The sequence below is a fragment of the Amycolatopsis nigrescens CSC17Ta-90 genome (assembly GCF_000384315.1).
GTDB lineage: Bacteria > Actinomycetota > Actinomycetes > Mycobacteriales > Pseudonocardiaceae > Amycolatopsis > Amycolatopsis nigrescens.
Genome location: NZ_ARVW01000001.1, coordinates 507,962 through 525,827 on the forward strand (window position 1 = coordinate 507,962; position 17,866 = coordinate 525,827).

At 67.0% G+C, this 17,866-nt stretch carries 14 protein-coding genes and 2 tRNA genes; 7 read left to right on the forward strand and 9 right to left on the reverse strand.

The annotated features are described in order from the left end of the window. The first annotated feature begins 97 nt into the window (after positions 1 to 97). Positions 98 to 721, forward strand: a complete 624-nt coding sequence (locus tag AMYNI_RS0102385) for a lamin tail domain-containing protein (RefSeq protein WP_026359966.1) — start codon at positions 98 to 100, stop codon at positions 719 to 721. Positions 722 to 977: 256 nt separating this feature from the next. Continuing rightward, a complete protein-coding gene (locus AMYNI_RS0102390) occupies positions 978 to 4,958 on the forward strand; it encodes a S8 family peptidase (protein ID WP_020666367.1) in 3,981 nt (1,326 codons plus the stop codon). Here the strand turns inward: AMYNI_RS0102390 and AMYNI_RS0102395 are convergent. From AMYNI_RS0102395 to AMYNI_RS0102405, 4 genes are all read right to left on the reverse strand, one after another. Then, positions 4,932 to 5,951, reverse strand: a complete 1,020-nt coding sequence (locus AMYNI_RS0102395) for a helix-turn-helix domain-containing protein (protein WP_020666368.1) — start codon at positions 5,949 to 5,951, stop codon at positions 4,932 to 4,934. The two genes, AMYNI_RS0102390 and AMYNI_RS0102395, sit on opposite strands and share 27 nt — an antisense overlap. 119 nt (positions 5,952 to 6,070) lie before the next feature. Then, positions 6,071 to 6,631: a GNAT family N-acetyltransferase gene (locus AMYNI_RS47920; RefSeq protein ID WP_245573854.1), complete on the reverse strand. Its 561-nt coding sequence runs from the start codon at positions 6,629 to 6,631 to the stop codon at positions 6,071 to 6,073. Positions 6,632 to 6,772: 141 nt separating this feature from the next. Then, positions 6,773 to 7,309, reverse strand: coding sequence for a GNAT family N-acetyltransferase (locus AMYNI_RS0102400; protein WP_026359967.1), 537 nt, complete (start codon positions 7,307 to 7,309; stop codon positions 6,773 to 6,775). Between the two features lie 4 nt (positions 7,310 to 7,313). Further along, positions 7,314 to 8,795, reverse strand: a complete 1,482-nt coding sequence (locus tag AMYNI_RS0102405; protein ID WP_157357225.1) for a helix-turn-helix domain-containing protein — start codon at positions 8,793 to 8,795, stop codon at positions 7,314 to 7,316. 423 nt (positions 8,796 to 9,218) lie between these two features. Between AMYNI_RS0102405 and AMYNI_RS0102410 the strand changes: the two genes are divergently transcribed. After that, complete coding sequence (locus AMYNI_RS0102410) at positions 9,219 to 9,476, forward strand: hypothetical protein (RefSeq protein WP_020666371.1); 258 nt, start codon at positions 9,219 to 9,221, stop codon at positions 9,474 to 9,476. A gap of 207 nt (positions 9,477 to 9,683) precedes the next feature. Next, on the forward strand, positions 9,684 to 10,865 hold the full coding sequence (locus tag AMYNI_RS0102415) for a serine hydrolase domain-containing protein (protein WP_211225565.1): 1,182 nt from the start codon (positions 9,684 to 9,686) through the stop codon (positions 10,863 to 10,865). A 60-nt stretch (positions 10,866 to 10,925) separates the two neighbouring features. Here the strand turns inward: AMYNI_RS0102415 and AMYNI_RS0102420 are convergent. Then, positions 10,926 to 10,996: transfer RNA gene (locus AMYNI_RS0102420), tRNA-Gly, on the reverse strand. A gap of 81 nt (positions 10,997 to 11,077) precedes the next feature. Between AMYNI_RS0102420 and AMYNI_RS0102425 the strand changes: the two genes are divergently transcribed. The 3 genes from AMYNI_RS0102425 (at position 11,078) to AMYNI_RS0102435 (ending at position 12,536) form a co-directional block, all read left to right on the forward strand. After that, positions 11,078 to 11,151: transfer RNA gene (locus AMYNI_RS0102425), tRNA-Pro, on the forward strand. A 368-nt stretch (positions 11,152 to 11,519) separates the two neighbouring features. Further along, positions 11,520 to 11,678 (forward strand): hypothetical protein, encoded by a 159-nt coding sequence (locus AMYNI_RS48780; protein WP_157357226.1) that lies wholly within the window; start codon positions 11,520 to 11,522, stop codon positions 11,676 to 11,678. Between the two features lie 3 nt (positions 11,679 to 11,681). Next, on the forward strand, positions 11,682 to 12,536 hold the full coding sequence (locus tag AMYNI_RS0102435; RefSeq protein ID WP_020666374.1) for a TIGR02391 family protein: 855 nt from the start codon (positions 11,682 to 11,684) through the stop codon (positions 12,534 to 12,536). An 88-nt stretch (positions 12,537 to 12,624) separates the two neighbouring features. Here the strand turns inward: AMYNI_RS0102435 and AMYNI_RS43360 are convergent, their stop codons facing one another. From AMYNI_RS43360 to AMYNI_RS48785, 4 genes are all read right to left on the reverse strand, one after another. Further along, positions 12,625 to 14,142, reverse strand: a complete 1,518-nt coding sequence (locus AMYNI_RS43360; protein ID WP_051116259.1) for a tyrosine-type recombinase/integrase — start codon at positions 14,140 to 14,142, stop codon at positions 12,625 to 12,627. Between the two features lie 2 nt (positions 14,143 to 14,144). Further along, on the reverse strand, positions 14,145 to 14,372 hold the full coding sequence (locus tag AMYNI_RS49965; RefSeq protein ID WP_051116260.1) for an excisionase family DNA-binding protein: 228 nt from the start codon (positions 14,370 to 14,372) through the stop codon (positions 14,145 to 14,147). A 599-nt stretch (positions 14,373 to 14,971) separates the two neighbouring features. After that, positions 14,972 to 17,059, reverse strand: a complete 2,088-nt coding sequence (locus tag AMYNI_RS43365; RefSeq protein ID WP_063713751.1) for an ATP-binding protein — start codon at positions 17,057 to 17,059, stop codon at positions 14,972 to 14,974. 228 nt (positions 17,060 to 17,287) lie between these two features. Continuing rightward, a complete protein-coding gene (locus AMYNI_RS48785) occupies positions 17,288 to 17,659 on the reverse strand; it encodes a hypothetical protein (RefSeq protein ID WP_157357227.1) in 372 nt (123 codons plus the stop codon). Positions 17,660 to 17,866: the final 207 nt, after the last annotated feature.

Consider the following 17,866-nt stretch of genomic DNA (forward strand, 5'->3'; position numbering starts at 1 on the left):
AGTAGGCAGCGGCGGAAGTGCGGCCCCGACCCCGAAGAAAATTCTCCCCGCCCCCGCCGTTTTCGCAGAATCCAACCTTAAGGAAAGGGTATTCGGCATGCGTAAAATTCTGAGCAGTGTGGTGATCGGCTTCGCCATGCTGGCCGCGGTCGGCACCGCGAGCGCGGCGCAGGACGAGTCGGCGGCCGACGTCCAGATCTCGTCCTCCGTGGTGATCAACGAGGTGACCACGGTCGGCCCCAACGGCGCGCTCGACGAGGCGATCGAGATCCGCAACATCAGCTCCCAGCCGGTGGACATCAGCGGCTACCTGATCGGCATCTTCAACCAGGCCAACGCCGTGGTCGACACCATCACGGTGCCGCAGGGCGTGGTACTGGCGCCCAAGGGCAACGTCGGCCAGTTCCTCGTGCTCACCGGCCAGAACTTCTCCGGCACGGTCGCCGACCAGACCAACGTGCTGCCCTTCGTCATGGCCGGGCTGGAAGGCATTCCGAGCCGTGGTGGCGTGGCGATCTTCAACATGAACAACAGCAAGATCGACGGCGTGGCGTTCTCCGCCACCGCGGTCACGCCTCGCGAAGGCGTCGCCGCGCAGGCCGAAACCGTGCTCACCCAGCCGCTCGGCGCCGCCAACGCCCGCGACCTGCTGAGCACGGACCGGGACCACAACCAGCTGGACTTCTCGCTGCACCAGCGGACTCTGGGCGCGGTGAACTGAGTGGCCGGACCGCACACCTGACCGGCTGACCCGGTTCGTGTGGCGAGTGAGGGGCCCAGGCCGTCGAAAGGCGGCCTGGGCTCTCCGGTATCCGGCCTTGGCGGAAAGTCGCCAACGGCGTCTATCCGCCCGCGATAACTGTTCCTCGATCAGGAGAGACGGCTCATTCTCAGCAGACCTGCATCTGGCGGCATGCCAACGACCGACCGGCCGGGCGCGCCACCGGATCTCCTGCGACCCCGAGATTGAGGCCGCCATGATCGCAGCTCGCGAACACACCACCCGGCGCGGAATCCGTCGTTCCCTGCTCGCCCTCGTCCTGGCCACCACCCCGGCCATGCCGTACCCGGCGGCGCAGGCAGCGTCCCCCGTGCCCACAGCACCCACCGGGCCCGCACCTGCCGTCCACCGGGTCACCCTGCTGACCGGGGACGAAGTCACCTACACCGAGGGCGCGGACGGATCGCGGGTGGCCGGAGTGGACGCGGCCGAGCGGCCGGGGCGGTCACCGGCGAGCTTCCAGACGACCACCACCCCGGACGGGCTGTTCGTCTACCCCACCGACGTGCTGCCCTACGTGCAGGCGCGCACCGTCGACCGGAACCTGTTCAACATCACCGAACTCGTCCGCGAAGGACTCGCCGACACGGCAACGGCAACTCTTCCGGTGCTCGCCACCTACGACGCCGGCACCCCGGCCGGTGCGCTGACCGAGTCCGCGGAGCGGCTCCCGGCGGCGCATCGCAAGGTGACCGTGCCGGCCATCGGCGGGGTGGGGCTGCGGGTGGAAAAGGAGAACGCGGAACAGTTCTGGCAGTCGGTCAGCGCGCCGCGGGAGGGGGCGGCCGACCTGCGCCACGGGCTGACCGGGCTGATGCTGGACCGCCGGGTCCGGGTCAGCCTGGACCAGAGCGCGCCCCAGATCGGCGCCCCGGTCGCCTGGGCCGCCGGGCTCGACGGCACCGGCACCACCGTCGCCGTGGTGGACACCGGTATCGACCCCGGCCATCCCGATCTCGCCGGAGCCGTCACCGATTCGGCCAACTTCACCGCTGAACCGGACACTGTGGACCGGCACGGCCACGGCACCCACGTCGCTTCCATCATCGCCGGCACCGGCAAGGCGTCCGGCGGCCGGTACCGCGGAGTGGCGCCGGGAGCGAAACTGTTGGTGGCCAAGGTTTTCGACGCCTCCGGCGAAGGAGACAGCTCGCAGGTGATGGCCGGGATGCAGTGGGCGGCCGAGCGCGGCGCGAAAGTGGTCAACCTCAGCCTGGGTGCGGGTGCCACCGACGGCACCGACCCGCTCAGCGCGCTGCTGAACAAGCTGTCCGCGCAGACCGGCGCGCTGTTCGTGGCCGCGTCGGGCAACGACGGCCCCGGCACCCGCACGGTGAGCACCCCCGGCGCCGCGGACGCCGCGCTCACCGTGGGCGCGGTCGACCGGCAGCGGAAACTGGCCTGGTTCAGCGGCAGGGGACCGCGGCTCGGCGATGCCGCGGTCAAACCCGAGCTCGTCGCGCCCGGCGTCGACATCGCCGCGGCGCGCGCCGCGAACACCACCATGGGCACGCCGCTCGACGCCCACTACACCCGCTCGTCCGGCACCTCCATGGCCACCCCGCATGTGACGGCCGCCGCGGCCGTCCTGGCCCAGCAGCACCCCGACTGGCCGGGACCGAAGCTGAAGGACACCCTGGTGACCACCGCGGCGGACGCCGGTCTCCGTTGGTACGAACAAGGATCCGGGATGCTCGACATCGCCAGGGCGGTCACCCAGCGCACCGGCGGCCCGGCGCCGGTCGCCTTCGGCCGGCACGAACGGACCGGCGGCGATATGCCCCCGATCCCCCACGACCTGCGCTACGCCAACACCGGTGACCAGCCGCTCACGCTCGACCTCTCGCTCAAGGTGTCCGCCTGGGACGGCTCCGCGGCCCCGCCGGAGGGCATCCGGCTGGCCGGCTCGACGATCTCGCTTCCGCCGGGCACCGCCGCGAACGCGTCACTGGGCCTTGACCCGGACGTGGGCAAGACGGGCGTGTACGGCGGCACCGTGGTGGCCGCCAGCCCGGACGGCAAGACCGTGCTGCGCACCCCGGTCAGCGCCTACAACGCGCCACAGCTGTTCCCGGTGCGGCTGCGGGTGCTCGACTCCAGGGGAAACCCGGCGGCGAACGCGCTCGCACAGCTCATCGACGACGCGGCGGGTGCCGGGAACGGCAACGACCCCTTCCGCGACCAGATCGCCTACCAGGTCGATCTGGTCGACGGCGGCGGCACCATCTCGCTGCCGCACGGCAGCTACTCGGCACTGGGCTGGGTCACCGAGAAACGGGTGACGGGCCGGACCTGGTCCGCGCTGAACGTGTCCGAAGTGGACATTCGCGGCCCTGCCGAGATCGTGCTGGACGCGACCAGGGCGACCCCGGTCGAGGTGACCACGCCGGGGCCGGTCGACCAGCGCGACCGGACCGTCATGATGCGCCGGGTGATCCCGCCGTCGGCCGGGACCGCCGGCTACATCGGCGAGGCCGGGCTGTCCGCCGGCGGCACGAGCTGGCAGGTACGGGCCACCCCGGCGGCGCCGGCCAGTGGCGGGGCGATCTCCTTGCAGGACACCCTGAGCCTGCAGCAGGCGGCGGCCGAGCTGCGGCTGGGCGGAAAGAGCTTCCACCCGGAGTACGACGTGCCGAGCCTGGCGGAGAAATGGCCGGGCGAGCACACCGCGGCGATGGTGTTCGGGAACCAGGGGCGCCCCGAGGACCTGGCCGGCCTCGACCTGCGGGACAAGATCGTGCTGGTCCGCCTGCCCGCCGCGGCCGACGACACGGAGACCGCGGGCAAGCTGTTCGCGGCGGCGACCGCGGCCGCGCGCGCCGCGGCGGACCGCGGCGCGGCCGCGATCGTCCCCTACGCCGACCTTCCCGGCGCGCTCACCATTCCCGGCCTCTCCAGCACGGTTCTGCCGCAGCTGTCGGTCGACAACCTGGAAGGCGCCGCACTGCTCGCCGCGCTCGGCACGGGCCCCGCGACCGTGCTGGTCCGCGCCGCACCGGAGGCCATGTACAACCTCAGTTACCTGGACGCCAACGGGATTCCGGCCGAGCACGTGCGGCGGATGGATCCCGCCACGCTGGTGGCGAGCCGGACCGCCTACCACGCGGAGCTGCCCGGCCTGTCCGTCAAGAAGACCTGGTACCCGTTCCCGACCGGGCTGTGGAAGACCCAGTTCCTCCAGGGCACGAAGGTGCCCGCGCCCGGCGGCTGGACCGAGTACACCGGGCCGGGTGACGACCGCACGGTGTGGCGACGGACCGCGACCCTGTCCGGCGGCAACGCGGCCCTGTCGATGACCGAGCAGAACATCTACCGCCAAGGTGAGACGGCGAGGCCGGACGAACAATGGTTCAAGGCGCCCCTGCACAGCACCGCTGTGGAGCTGCAACCCGACCATCCCGCGCACTACCCGGCCACCGCGGGCGGCTGGACCGTGCTCTGCTCGGCCTGCCGTGGCGGCGACGATCCGGACTCGTTCGTTCCGCCGCTGCAATGGGCCGACGGGAAGCCGGGGCATTTCACCAGCCCGTACGAGGTCGCCAAGTACTTCGCCACCAGCACGGCCAGGTTGTTCCAGGGCGGCAGCGAGATCGAGCCGGTGAACAACGGCGACCCGCTGGCGCTGTTCCCGGTGTTCCGGCTGTCCGCGCAACCGGCCCGCTATCGGCTGGACGTGCGTGACGTGCTCGCGCCGGGACCGGTGGTGGGTGCGCCGAGTACCGCCCTGTTCCGCACCTCCGCCCGCACGGACACCTCGTGGACGTTCACCTCGGCCAGGGCGAGCGGGTCCGCGCCTCGCGGCTTCGGCTGCTACACCGGCGGTCCGGCCTGCGCCTTCCAGCCGTTGATCCAGCTCGAGCACCGGTTCGCACTGGACTCCGGCAACCAGGCCGGGGCAGGGGCCTACACCTTCGAGACGACCGCGTCCTCGCACACCGGCGCGACCGGCGGTGGGCCAGTGGTCTGGCTGCGGATGTCCTATTCCACCGACGAAGGCGCCACCTGGCGCGAGGCGAAGGCCGACCCGCTCGGCGCCGGCCGCTGGAAGGTCACCGTGGACCACCCGGCGACGGGCGGGTTCGTCTGGCTTCGCGCGGAGGCGCGGGACGCCTCGGGCAACACGGTCGATCAGACCATGCGGCGGGCGTACTCACTGCGGGCCGCGGTCGTCGGGTAGCTCGCTCCGCTCGGCCAGGGGCAGTTCGGCCCAGCCCCTGGCCGCGGCGCGCAAGCCCGCCTGGAACCGGGTGTCCGCGCCCAGCGCCCGCATCAGGTCGCTGAGCCGGCGCTGGTAGGTGCGGTAGCTCAGTCCGAGGTTCTTGGCGATGCTGCGGTCCGGCATGCCGGTGGTGAGCAACGCCAGCAACCGGGTGTGCTCGGCCGAGAGCAGCCCGGCGTCCGGGGCTTCGTCGCCGGAGAACACCAGCGGCACCGCCTGCTGCCACAGGTTGCCGAACCAGGCGTCGAGCGCGTCCAGCAACGCGGAGGGATGCACGACCAGCGCGCTGCTCAGCGTCGGCGCCCCGGACCGCAGCGGGATCAGCCCGAGCAGGGTGTCCGCCAGTATCATCTTGATCGGCGCCTCGGCGATCACCCTGGCCTCCTCGCCCAGCCCCAGCCCCGCCTCCAGATCGGCCCGCAGGTCGTGCAGATCCAGCGCCCGGCGATCGTAGATGCCCCGGAAGCGCACTCCTTTGCCGAGCAGCTCCCGCTCCACCGGGTGCAGGGTGCTCGGTGGCTGTGCGTAAGGCGGTTTGTCCACAAAACGCACCTCCCGGCGGGCGGTTCGCATCACCTGCTCCACCCGCATGGTGATCTGTTCCCCGCCGTGCAGCACCTCGATCAGCTCGGACGGCTGCCGCCCGGCCGCCGCCTCCTGGTACCGGTCCCGCAGGAACGCGGCGAACACCCTGCCCTGCTTGAGCTCGTGCTCTTTTTGCAGGAACAACGCTTCAAGTGCGACCTCCGGCGCCATCGCGGTGAACCGCTCCGGCGGCCCCGCCGACCGCGAAACCAGCCCCAACGCCCGCAACGCCTTGAGCGCGGGCCGCAACTGCTGCGCAGTCAGCCGCAACCTCGCCCGCAACTCCGCCGCCGTCATCGCCTGGCTGTCGACCAGCACCTCGTAAACGGCCTGCTCAGCAGGCGGTATCCCGACGATGCCCAGCATGCCGGCGCCCCTCACAGTGGCTCCAGGACAACTCGAAGCCCACAGTATGGCCAGCCCCCGCCCGTCCCTACACCGCCGAAGGGGCGCTCACTGAGGCTGAAGTCACCGGCCAGCGACAGCTACCGAAAAGAATAAATCAGCGATTCATACACTGGCGCATCGTCGAACGGCTGCAATTCACCGAACTTTCTCCATCCCCAAGACAAATACGCCGTGCGCGCGGGAATGTTGTCCGGCTTCACCAGCAAGGTGGCACGTTCTTCCGCCCGATCAGCAAGGAGTGCATCGTGCAGCCGGTGAGCGTAGCCACGTCGTCGCCAATCGGGCAACACCATAAGCTGTGTCACCGCAAACGTCCGACTGCCATCCTCTTTCAACAGCTCCGGCACCACATTTCCACGAAACCCCCGCCACCACGCCGATCGCTCCGGCAGCGTATAGCCCAGCGTGTATCCCACCATCGAATCATCGACCCATCCCGCCACCAAGGCGAACCCCGGCCATTTCGCGTAGGCTTCAAGACGCTGCCAAAATCGATCCGGCGCAAAGAAGGGATCACCCAGCAGAGCCTCGTAGACCTTCTTGTAGACGGAGAGCAGCACCGGCTTGAGCTCGACCATCCCAGCCGCGTCATGGTCACACAGTGCAAGTGGCGGCGTCGGAGCCATGTTGGATCGCACCCAAGTCACCGTACTGCGGCGTAGCGATCACACAGCTCGTCAACACCAGCGAATCGCGCATAGGAAGAAATAGTCCGCATTACCCGCTCCAAGATATCTACCGCCTGATCTGCCCGCCTGGTCACCGGCACATCCGCGAGGTCAGGGTAGCGCCTTCACCATCACGTCAAACACCGGCGAGCCAGGAAGCGGGTTTCGCTTCTGTGCGACGCGATGCCAGCCCCAATCGGCATAAGCGTGTTGTGCTGGCGTGGCTGCTGGCAGCACGGTGAGCGTGGCGCGTTCCTCAGGCCGATGTGCAAGCAACTCGTCGTGGAGCCGGGCGGCAATCCCTTGCCGTCGCCATGGATGCCGCACGAGGAGTTCCACTAGGGCAAAGGTGCGTCCGGCGCGCTCCCTCGTCACTACCGGATCGATCGGAGTCACCAGGTCCTGCCACCAGGGTGTGTTCGGCAGCAGCGTGACGCCGAAGGTGAACCCGACCAACGTCTCCTGGTCGCGAGCAGTCACCAAATCAAAGCCAGGCGCCTGGCTTTGGGAGTGGAACCGTTCGGCGAAGAGATCGGCGTGTTCACTGCCCCAGTGGTAAGGCGGCTCTTGGTACACGTCGAAGTAGAGATCCCGGAGATCTGGCAGCAAGTCGGCTGCGGCCGGCCCGCTCACGTGGGCATACGTCACGGCATCAGGTGCCGGGAGCATCGACTTGTCTTCCGTCGGCGGCGCCGTGATAAGCGGCCACCGCCGTCTTGAGTTCACTAACAGCACGCACATCGCCGTAGCGATCTGCCAACGGCGTGGCCAACCCGTTGAGCCACTTCACCACGACCGAAGAGCGCATGGTGTCGGCCTGCTCGAGAGCACGTAATCCGATGTTGGCGGCTTCAGCCGGCTCTTGTTGTGCCAGCCGTACCTTACCGAGGCGGATCTCGTCGATAATTCTGCTGCGCGCGTAGGCGCCACCGCGGCTGTCGATGGCCCCGAGGGTGTGGGCTTCGGCGCGGTTGGCGTGAACGAGCGCCCGTTTCGGTTCTGGTTCGTGCAGTGCCAGCTCGGTGTAGGTGTTGGCCGCCAGGCATTCGACTTCTGCCTGGTTCATGTAGTGAATCCAGTCCACGTGCTGGTCGGGAGTGGCTTCGTCGAAGACTTCAATGCATGCCTCGACAGCGCGACGAGCACTACCTGCCTCGCTGGGACCGAGCTGGGCGTGAGCGCGAGCCTCCAGGCCGAGCAGCTCTGACCGAACGAGCGGGTTGCCGTCACGCGGCATGGCAGCCAGCGCGGTACGGGTCAAGGTAAGGCTGTCGTCGTAGTTGCCGAGCGCGGTGGACAGCTGCGTCATATCGCCGATCACCTTGGCGCCGAGATCGGTGGCACCGGCGTGCTGGCAGGCGTGCAGGGCCGACAGGTAGTAGCGCTGGGACAGGCCGAAGGCGCCAGCGTCGTAGGTCATCCAACCGGCAAGTTGCGCGAGTTCGGCCACTACCTGGAACAGACGGCGATCGGTGTTGGCATCCGACTGCTCGCGCAAGATCTCAGCCACTGCATTGAGCTGGCCGATCACGGCCTTGCGGTGCAATCCGCCCTTACCGGAGGCATCCCAGCGACGAAAGAACGTGACAGCCTGCTCAAGCTCGGCTAGTTCGTGCTGGCCAACTTCGCCTGCTCGGACTGGCACGACCGGCAACTGCGCTGCCCACTGCCTGATCTGCCGGACGAGCGGTGCGCCCGACAGCAACGAAAGCCCCAGCAGGAACGCTCGTCGTGTGGCCATGTCGCTTGCGGTGAACTCCTCGATCCCTTCAGCAACTCGTGTTGCTGAAAGTTGGAACGGCACTCCTTCTTCTATGAGTACGTTCCCAAACGAGTGAAGGTCAACCGCAGAAGGTGTCAACGGCACTGCGGATGCGATGGCTGGTTCTGCCGAGTTTTCGTTGTGCCGGCTCAAGCTGAAGCGATGCCTGACCTCATCCGAGGCTCGCGCTAGGGCCGTGTCCAAAATCGCCTGCATGTCGGGCGTCGGGCTGATGTCTTCGCCCCGAGCTTCCCATTTGCTGACGGTACGAGCACCAACTCCGAGCGTGGCGGAGAAGTCACGGACGCTCAGCCGCAGCGCAGCGCGCAGCAACTTGGCATCGCGGCCAGTCCAGTGCTGAACGATCGCCATGGCGGGGCTCCCGGATCTTGTGCCAGCAAGCACTGTAACCAGCGGAATACGCAGGGTGCAACGCCAGGGCGACGCGGGTGCGACACCGGCTGGTTCCCACCGACACCGTCTCTGACCAGGCTGTTTACCAGGCATCCGGCGCCGGGTGCCGCTTCCAGATCCGACAAGGCGATGGGACGGAACCGCTGTGTCAGCCCGGTCAGTGAAGGTCCGTGCGACCCGCAAGCGTCTCGGGGGTAGCGACAAAGCCCAGCGGCGAGCGGTCGCGCTGAAACTCAAGGCGGCCTACGAAGCCGGTGCGACTACTCAGGGAATCGCGGTGCGCTTCGGCTTCGCGCGAACGACAGTGCGGAACCTACTGCACGAGGTCGACACCGCCATGCGGCCACCGGGAGCTCAGCCACTTGAGCCGCAGGTCCAGCTGTGAACACGTCGCCGAGCAGCGAACCGTCGCCGGTCGAGTGGGACGGCATCGCCTGGTGGACCGGCCACGACCGAGCCAACGGCAACCGGCCCAAATACGGCAGCCGAGTCCGGATCCGCGAGGGCGATCGCTACGCCGGCTACCTCGGCACGGTGACCTGGTACGAGGGCCAGTGGAACAGCACCACCTTCCCGGTGCAGCTCGACGGCACCGGCCTGACCCTGCTTTGCAGCACAGCAGACGTAGTCGAGATCTGAATCCTGGGACCTCCCCACTTGTGTCAGGGGCGGTGTCAGCGCGGTGGCTGTTCGGCGTCAGTGCAGTGGGTGATCGTGGTCGGCGTGATCAGTTCAGCGCTCGTGGCCTCGGGGCTGCGGAAGGCATTCCAGGACAAGGCCGTGCGTGACGGCGTCGACCGGGAGGTCCCAGAAATGACCAGGGGTACCAAGAACAACAGGGCCTGGATGCCACGGGCTTTCCGGCGAGCGGGGGTCGCGGCGGTGGCGGTCACCCTGCTGGCCGGGCCCGGGTTGGCGACGGCTGCTGCCGGGCAGGATCGCCCGGAGCTGCGGGAGGCGATGCAGGCGTTCGTCGATTCCGGTATCGCTGGGGTGCAGCTGCGCGTACACGACGAGCGGGGTGACTGGGCCGGTAGCGCCGGGGTGCGCCGGCTCGGCGAGGCCGCGAAGCCGTCGACGAACGGCCGGTTCCGGGCGGGCAGCGTCACCAAGACCTTCACCGCGACCGTGGTGCTGCAACTGGTGGGCGAGGGCAAGGTCGGGCTGGACGCCCCAGCTGCCGACTACCTGCCCGAGTTCGGGCTGGATCGGCGGATCACAGTGCGGATGTTGTTGCAGCACACCAGCGGGGTGTTCAACCAGACCGGCGATTACGACCGCGACGGGACGTATGTGCCAGGAGTCCCGTGGTCCGGCAAGGAGTGGGTGGACAACCGCTTCAGGACCTACCAGCCGGAGGAGCTGGTGCGGTTCGCGTTGTCCAAGCCGTTGCGGTTCGCGCCGGGGACCGAATGGAGGTACTCGAACACCAACTACGTGCTGGCCAGGTTGCTGATCGAGGAGGTCACCGGCCGCTCGTACGTCGAGGAGACGCAGCGGCGGATCCTGCGGCCGCTCGGGATGCGGGGCACCGGGATGCCGGGTTTCTCGCCGGAGATTCCCGGGCCGCACGCCCACGCCTACTACCGGTACGAGGACGCCGGCCAGCAGAAGACGGTCGACGTCACCCGTCAGAACCCGTCCTGGGTCTCCGCCGGCGGTGACCTGATCTCGACCACCCAGGATCTCGGCACGTTCATGTCGGCGCTGATGGGCGGCAGGCTCCTCCCGGACCCGCTGCTGGCCGAGATGCGCAAGCCGGACCCGACGATGGGCTACGGCCTGGGGTTGTTCGTGCAGGACGGCACCTCACCGTCTCCCTTTCCGCCGCCGAGCTGCGGCGTCACCGTGCTCAACCACAACGGCGGCATGCAGGGCTCCGCGACGCTGATGTACAGCACGCCCGACGGCAGCAAGACCCTGACCGCCTCGCTGAACTATGTGGACGACGCCGCACAGTCCGGGGCAGGGACGTTCCGGACGGGGCTGCAGAGGCTCGTCGACGAGGTGTTCTGCGAGGGGCACTGACCACCGGCACGCAAAGCGGCCCTGGTTCACGTTCGGTGAACCAGGGCCGCCCACGCACTGAGCGGGCGACGGGAATCGAACCCGCGTAGCTAGTTTGGAAGACTAGGGCTCTACCATTGAGCTACGCCCGCATGCGCCCGGAGGACCGCGCGCACAGCTAGCTTAGCGGCTACCGCTATGGTGATCGAACACCGCCCCGGGTTCGGGGCGGACGGGATGTGGCGCAGCTTGGTAGCGCATCCGCTTTGGGAGCGGAGGGTCGCAGGTTCAAATCCTGTCATCCCGACCGAAAATAGGTCTCTGACCTGCAAGAACGCGGGTGTCAGTCCAAAGAGGCTGACACCCGCGTCTCAGTTTCCGTCTCATTTGCCCTGGTCACACGACCGCACGGAGCCCGGGCGGCTCTTCGCCGTCGGGGCCGTCGCCCGGCGCCTTCGCGGCGTCGAGCAGCTGCTGCAGTTGTGCGAGCAGCGCGGCGGCGTCTGACTGAACCGGCGACGTCGGAGCGTGCGACCTTAGGGTCTCGTTCCACAATTGGACAAGGCCGCGATCCACTTCGGCGGCCCCTATACCTCTCGAACGACTCGCAACGCATCGGCACCGAGCACAACGGCGATGTGCAACACCCGAGGCAGTAGCTGCGACTGAGACGGTATGACCGATGTCGAGCGTGGTACCTCCTCCGATGCTCCCGCACTGCGGCTGACGCCGAAGACGATGTGGACGAACGCTGCCGTGATGGCGGTGCCGCCCGCGGCCGCGGCGCTGGGGTTGTGGTGGCCAGCGACCGTCGTCTCCGATTTTGGAGGATGACTCGTGGCCAACTACAGCGCGAACTACCTGAAACGTCTCCGTGACGCCACCGAGTCCTTCACAGTGGCGTTCGACGACTGGATGAGGACCCAGGTTGAGTCCGACTTCATGGAGTCGCGGGGGCTGTTGCCGACGGTTTGGGTGGCCGAGGGACAGGACGCTGACAAGGTCCGTGCTCTGGAGTTGAAAGTCGCCGAAGCCGCCGGCTCGGCAGCGCGGGCGGTGTCCGTGACGGGTGCGCACATGGCGGTCGCAGGGTTGGGGACACTCGATCCGATCGCGAACTGGTTCACAATGTCCAGCCCGAAGGCGCTGTTCAGCCCTCAAGATATCCGCTCAACCGCGGCGAGCGTGAAGGGACGGCTCGCGACCATGATCGCCGAAGCTGAGGCCGCCGCGGAGACGAGCGTTCCAGGCTTTGCGCCGTCTGAGTTGCACCCGCTGATTTGGAGTGCTGCCGCCGCTCACTGGACCACTCACCAGTACCGGGTGGCGGTACGAGAAGCCGCCGAGGCGCTGACTATCGATTGGAAGATGAAGCTCGGCAGAAACAACGTCGACGATACGGTGTTCTGGCAGCAGAGCCTCGCACCTGGGTCGGCGACTCCGGAGCATCCGAAGATCGTCTGGCCGGGCGACCGCGCAGACAAGACGGTCAAGAGTGTGCGCGGCGGCTTCGAGCCGCTCGCCAAGGCGCTCACTGCCTTGGCGACTGGCTTGAACTTGACAGTCCGCAACACCGCTACACACACGCGTCACGAACTCTCCGAGCAGCATGCTCTTGAGCGACTCTCCGCCTACAGCTATTTGGCACGTCTGCTCGACGACTGCGAGATCGATCGCGGAGAGACAAACTGATACCCTACTGAACGCATCGCACGCCACGTTCACCACCGAAACCAGGCAACCTCGTGCGAAAGAATCCGGCGGACTAACCGACAACCGTTCACGGGCGGCCCGACAAACTGGGCGCACCGTTCCCTCTAATTTCCCCTGGTGACACGACCGCACGGAGCCCGGGCGGCTCCTCGTCGTCGGGGCCGTCGCTCGGCGCGTTCGCGGCGTCGAGCAGCTGCTGCAGCTGTGCCAGCAGCGCGGCGGCGTCTGGCTGGCTGACCGCGGGCGAGGCCGGCGGGGATGCCTCCGGCTTTTCGTTCCACAGGAAGCCCTCGACCTGGTCGGCGATTCCCGCGACCACCTCGGTCGGAATGTGCACATAGCGTTTGGCGACCGATGCGTCACCCCAGCCCATGACCTCCATGATCGCGGGCAGCGGAACCTTCAGGATGAGCAGCATCGTGGCCGCGGTGTGCCGCGCGTCGTGGAGCCGCGCGTCCCGCACCTCCGCCTCGGCAAGCAGCGCCTTCCACTCGTCATGATCTGCCCGAGGATCGAGCGGCCGCCCGGTGGGCTGCGCGAACACCCAGTCCCCCGACTGCCACTCGGTGCCGGCAAACCGCCGCTCGTCGTCCTGCGCCGCTTTCTGCTTGCGCAGCATCTCCAGGAGCGGCCCGGGGATGCCGACGGTGCGGCGCCCCGCCTTCGACTTAACGTCGACCTCGCGAAGACCGCCACCATGACGTTTCGGGCAGGAACTGGCGTGCCGCATGCAGTCCGGCGGGCAAACCGGCGGGCACTTCGCATGCCGCTTGCACGTCACCGGGCACGGCTTCGTGCGATGGAGCCGCTCCCCGCACTTGTGCGGGTCGTCGCAGCCGTGCTTCCACTTGTGCCGCTGCAGCTGCCTCGGCGTGCGCAGCAGGCCGGCGTCCAGATCGATCCGCGACCACTTCAGCCCGAGCGCCTCACCGCGCCGCAGGCCGAGCGCGAGCGCGATCACGAAGCGCGCACCGTTGCGCCGATCGCGAGCAGCGGCAAGGAGCCGCTTAGCTTCGTCGGCGGTCAGCGGCACAATCTCGTCCTCGTCAACACGCGGCGCCTTCGCGAGCTTCGCCGGATTCACGGCTAGCCGCCCCTGGTCGAACGCGATCGTGAGCGCCGTCTTGGCCGTACGGTGCACCTGGTGGACCGTTCCAGGTTTCGCGCCGCAGTCAGCCATCTTCGCGTAGAGCTTCTCCAGATGCTCGGGCTCCAACTTCCGGAGCCGGTGTGCTCCCAGGCCGGGAATCAGGTGCTTGTCGACCGCCGTCCGGTACCCGGCCAGCGTGTTCTCGCGCACCGACGGTGCCGCAACGTTTTCGACCCAATGGGTCAACCACTTCTCGACGGTCCACGTCCGTGAGCCGGGTTCGGGCGCTCGGCCGCTGTCGCGCTGGCGTTCGAGTTCGCGAACCGCCTTGATGACTTCAGTATCGGTTTTCCGCTCGACGTGCCGGCGGTCCGGCTCCCCGTTGTCGAGCACGCCCATGGACACGCGGCCGTACCACTTCCCGTCCTGGCCGGGGTAAATGCTGCTCACACAGTTGGGGGCACGCGTACCTTCGGCGCGCTTCCTGCGCGGCATGATCAGTGCTCCCCTGCTTGAGCTACAAGCCGCCCTATGTAGGCCGTCAACTCGTCGGCCGGAACACGCCTGTAGCGTCCGACGAGGACACTGGGGACTACCTCTTCCTTGATGAGCGCGAACATCTTGGTCCGGCTAACCGCGAGTCGGTCAGCAGCTTCCTCGACCGTCAACATCTCCCGCGGACTGGACGGGTTCCCCTCGGGACTCACTTCCGTTACCACATGCATCGAAAGATATTCGGCATTAGACAGGAGAAGAATGACACTTCAAACCAACACGATCGAGCAGCACTATTCTTAGTTCATTTCGTCTCTGCAATTGCAGCAATTGCGTGTTTCGCAAGTTTTTCAGTCCAATATAGCCGACCTGCCCGACGGGAGATACAGGGAACGGGGTAGCCCAATAAGAACCAAGCATGCCCTAAAGATGGAAGACCGGGAGCATACCCGCCAAACAGATGACGCCAAAGGGCGAGTGGAGCCGAGGGGAATCCAACCCTTGCCCCTGTCCTGCAAAAATGCGGCGCCGAGACCTGTAATACGGAACCGGCTGGTCCGACTGGCCCACCGCCTGCCCCGGTTGGCTCCAGTGCATTCGAACGACAGGCTTTCGCAAGCATCGTGATCATCAGTTAATCAACCGCAACACGGAGGCTGACTCTCACCGCTTCGCGACCAGACCCGCCGCGTTCAACCAGCTGAGTCGACGATAGGTATGACTTGGGCCGCAGACGAACTTCACTCAACGCTACGAAGCACATCCGACCGGGCACAGCTGTGCCGAACCAGCACAAACCCCCTGACCACCTCAGGTTGGCCCTCAGTGGTCACGGCGTGTCCGCATCCCGGGCACGGTCGACGGCCACGGGGCTAGTGAAGGTGTGCAGGTGTTCCCGGATCTCAGCGGCTCGGTGGAGGTGGCCGCAGTCGGTGAAGAGTGCGGCGGCTTCATGCCAACATTGGATGGCTTCGGTAAGGCGGCCGGTGTGATGCAGCGACTTGGCTAGTGTGTCCAATGGTTCAGCGATATTGTGGGCAGGGTCACCGATGGTACGGCCCAGGGCGATCGCTTCCTGGCACAGCGTGATGGCTTTGTGGTGCTCACCTAATCCCTGCCAGGCACAGGCCAGATGGCGCAATGCGCCAGGTTCGCCGGTGAGGTCGCCAGCACCTCGACGCAAGCTCAAGCTGCGTTCTCCGTGTTCGATAGCCTTCCTGTAGTCACCAAGTCCGGTGTATGTGCGGCCCAAGTGGTGTTCCACCAGTCCTTCCATCCTGCCAGTGTCAACGCCCTCGCTCAGGGAGTGTGCTTCCTGGAGATACTGCAGCGCTTCTCCGAAGCGTTCTCGCTCGTGGCATACCCAGCCGAGATCCCTGAGCGCGCCTGCACGGTGGACACGGTCACCAGATTCACGGACCAGGGTCCAGGCACGGTAGAAGTCGGTCGACGCCTCACTCAGGCGCCCCATCGTCATAAAAGCTTCGCCTCGTCGGCTGCGAAACACAACTTCAGCAATGGAGTCCCCGCAGCCTTGAGCTGCGACCAGCCCCACGTCACATATCTCAAGTAACTCGTCCCAACTACCTTGTAGGAGGAGGAACCTGGCGCCTTCGGTGAGATGGATGACGTGGCGGTGCATGTCGTGGTTGGCAGCGTGGCGCAGGGCTGCCAGCAAATTGGTCCTTTCGGTTTCCGCCCAGTCCAGCGCATGTGCCCGATCAGTGATCACCATCGGCCGGGCAGGGGCAGTGAAGTGCAGCGGAAACCGGAAGTGAGCGGGGAAGAGCAACTCGTCGCAGACGTGAGCAGCGTGGGTATACAAAGTGAGAATCGATTCCCGAGCGTGGTCGCGGTCGGCGGCGCTGTCGTAACGGCGGACCTGGTCGACGGCGTATGCGCGCAACAGGTCGTGAAACCGATACCGGTCCCTGGCAACCGATTCGATCAGATGCACCGTGTCCAGCCTCTCCAGTAGCCGACGAGCCACGGGCACGGCGAGGTCGGCGAGCGCGGCAGTGGCGTGCACGCCGAAATCGGGGCCCGGGTGCATCCCAAGACGCCGGAACAACCGCGCTTCCTCTGCGGTGAGTCGTTGATAGGACCAGTCGAACACCGCCCGCACTGCGCCCCGTTCATCCCCACCCCAGCTCAGGGCGTCCAGTCGATACTGCTCATCCGCCAAATCCGCTGCGACGTCCACGACGGTGTGCGGCCCAGCGGCGACCCGGCCAGCGGCGATGCGCAACGCCAGCGGCAACCGCGCACACAATCGGATCAATTCGGTGACCGCGCCCAATTCCGCCGTCACCCTTGGTCGTCCGACGATGTCGGTTACCAGTTCCAGCGCCTCGTGCTCGGACAGAAGATCGAGGGTGAGGCGGGTGGCGGACTCGGTGATCACCAGACCGGTGAGGCTGTCGCGGCTGGTGACCACGACCACGCACCCTGATGTCCCAGGCAGCAAGGGACGGACCTGGTCGGCACTGTTGGCGTTGTCCAGCACGATCAACACCCGCCTCCCATCCAGCAACGACCGGTACAACCCGGACTGCGCCTCCACCCCGACCGGCATGGCCTCTGCCGGAATACCCAACGCTCGCAGGAACCCGTCCAGCACTTCCCCTGGTGTGGCCGGGTCCCCGGGCCCATAGCCGCGGAGATTGACGTGCAAGGCGCCGTCAGGGAAGCGGTGCTTCACGCGGTGAGCCCAGTGCACCGCGAGGGTGGTCTTACCGATCCCGGCAGTGCCGTCCACCGCCGAAATCACCACCGCTCCAGCCCCTTCCCGATCATCACTGGCGGGCAGGAGGGCATCCAAAGCGGCCAGATGCTCAACGCGGCCAGTGAAATCCTTGATCGCCAGAGGTAGTTGCCGCGGCACGACCCGACCACGTTGCCCTCGCCGTTCAGTCATGACTCCCAGTCTGGTGCCGGACCCGGTGGCCAGGGTGGTGTTCTGTCACGCCGCCACCCGCACGGACCACAAACCCGACCGCGACGCTGGCCAGCAGCTTGCTTCTGAAGGTTTGCAGACAGACGCTGAAGCAAGTAGCGCCCGGCCGGCTTCTTCCGTCGGTCGGCCGGTCAGCGGTGGCGATGCGGAGCGGCGAGCAGGGCTGGCCCGTTGCGCACGGAACCAGCGCTACCCGCCACCCACTTCAGCCTTACGCTGCCATTGACCAGTGCACGACGTAGGCTGCGGCTTGGCTGTGCAAGTACGCGCGCAGGCGGGCTTGTTGGCGTTCCGTGGCAGCGTCAGTGCCTCGCTTCGGCCCGCGTCCAGGGCAGTTGGCAGCGCGCCTGGCAACATCTCGTCCACCAAGTCATGAAGCAAGCACAGCAGCACGTTTGCTACATCTCGCTCCAGAACAGGCTTCTTCATGTAGGAAAGCACCAGAAGCACTTGACCATTGCGCTGACGCACTCCGATCAGATCGTGCACCTTGACCGCGAGGCCGCCTTCGGTCCATACACTCGGCGTGACCCGGACTTGGTCGCGCCACTCGGAAGTCACCGCAGATAACCGACCGCGACCTCCGGGTAGGCGTCTGCCTGCCATCCCCACTGTTTCGCACGGTCGACCACGCGCTCCAGCTCGAACCCAGGATCCGTTGAGCTGGTAGCTCGGCGGAGGCCAGCCAGGAGCGGACCGTAACCACGAACGACGGGCAACCCGAACTGGCGAACCTGGCCAGCCGAGTGCTGTCGACCTGGGGTAGTA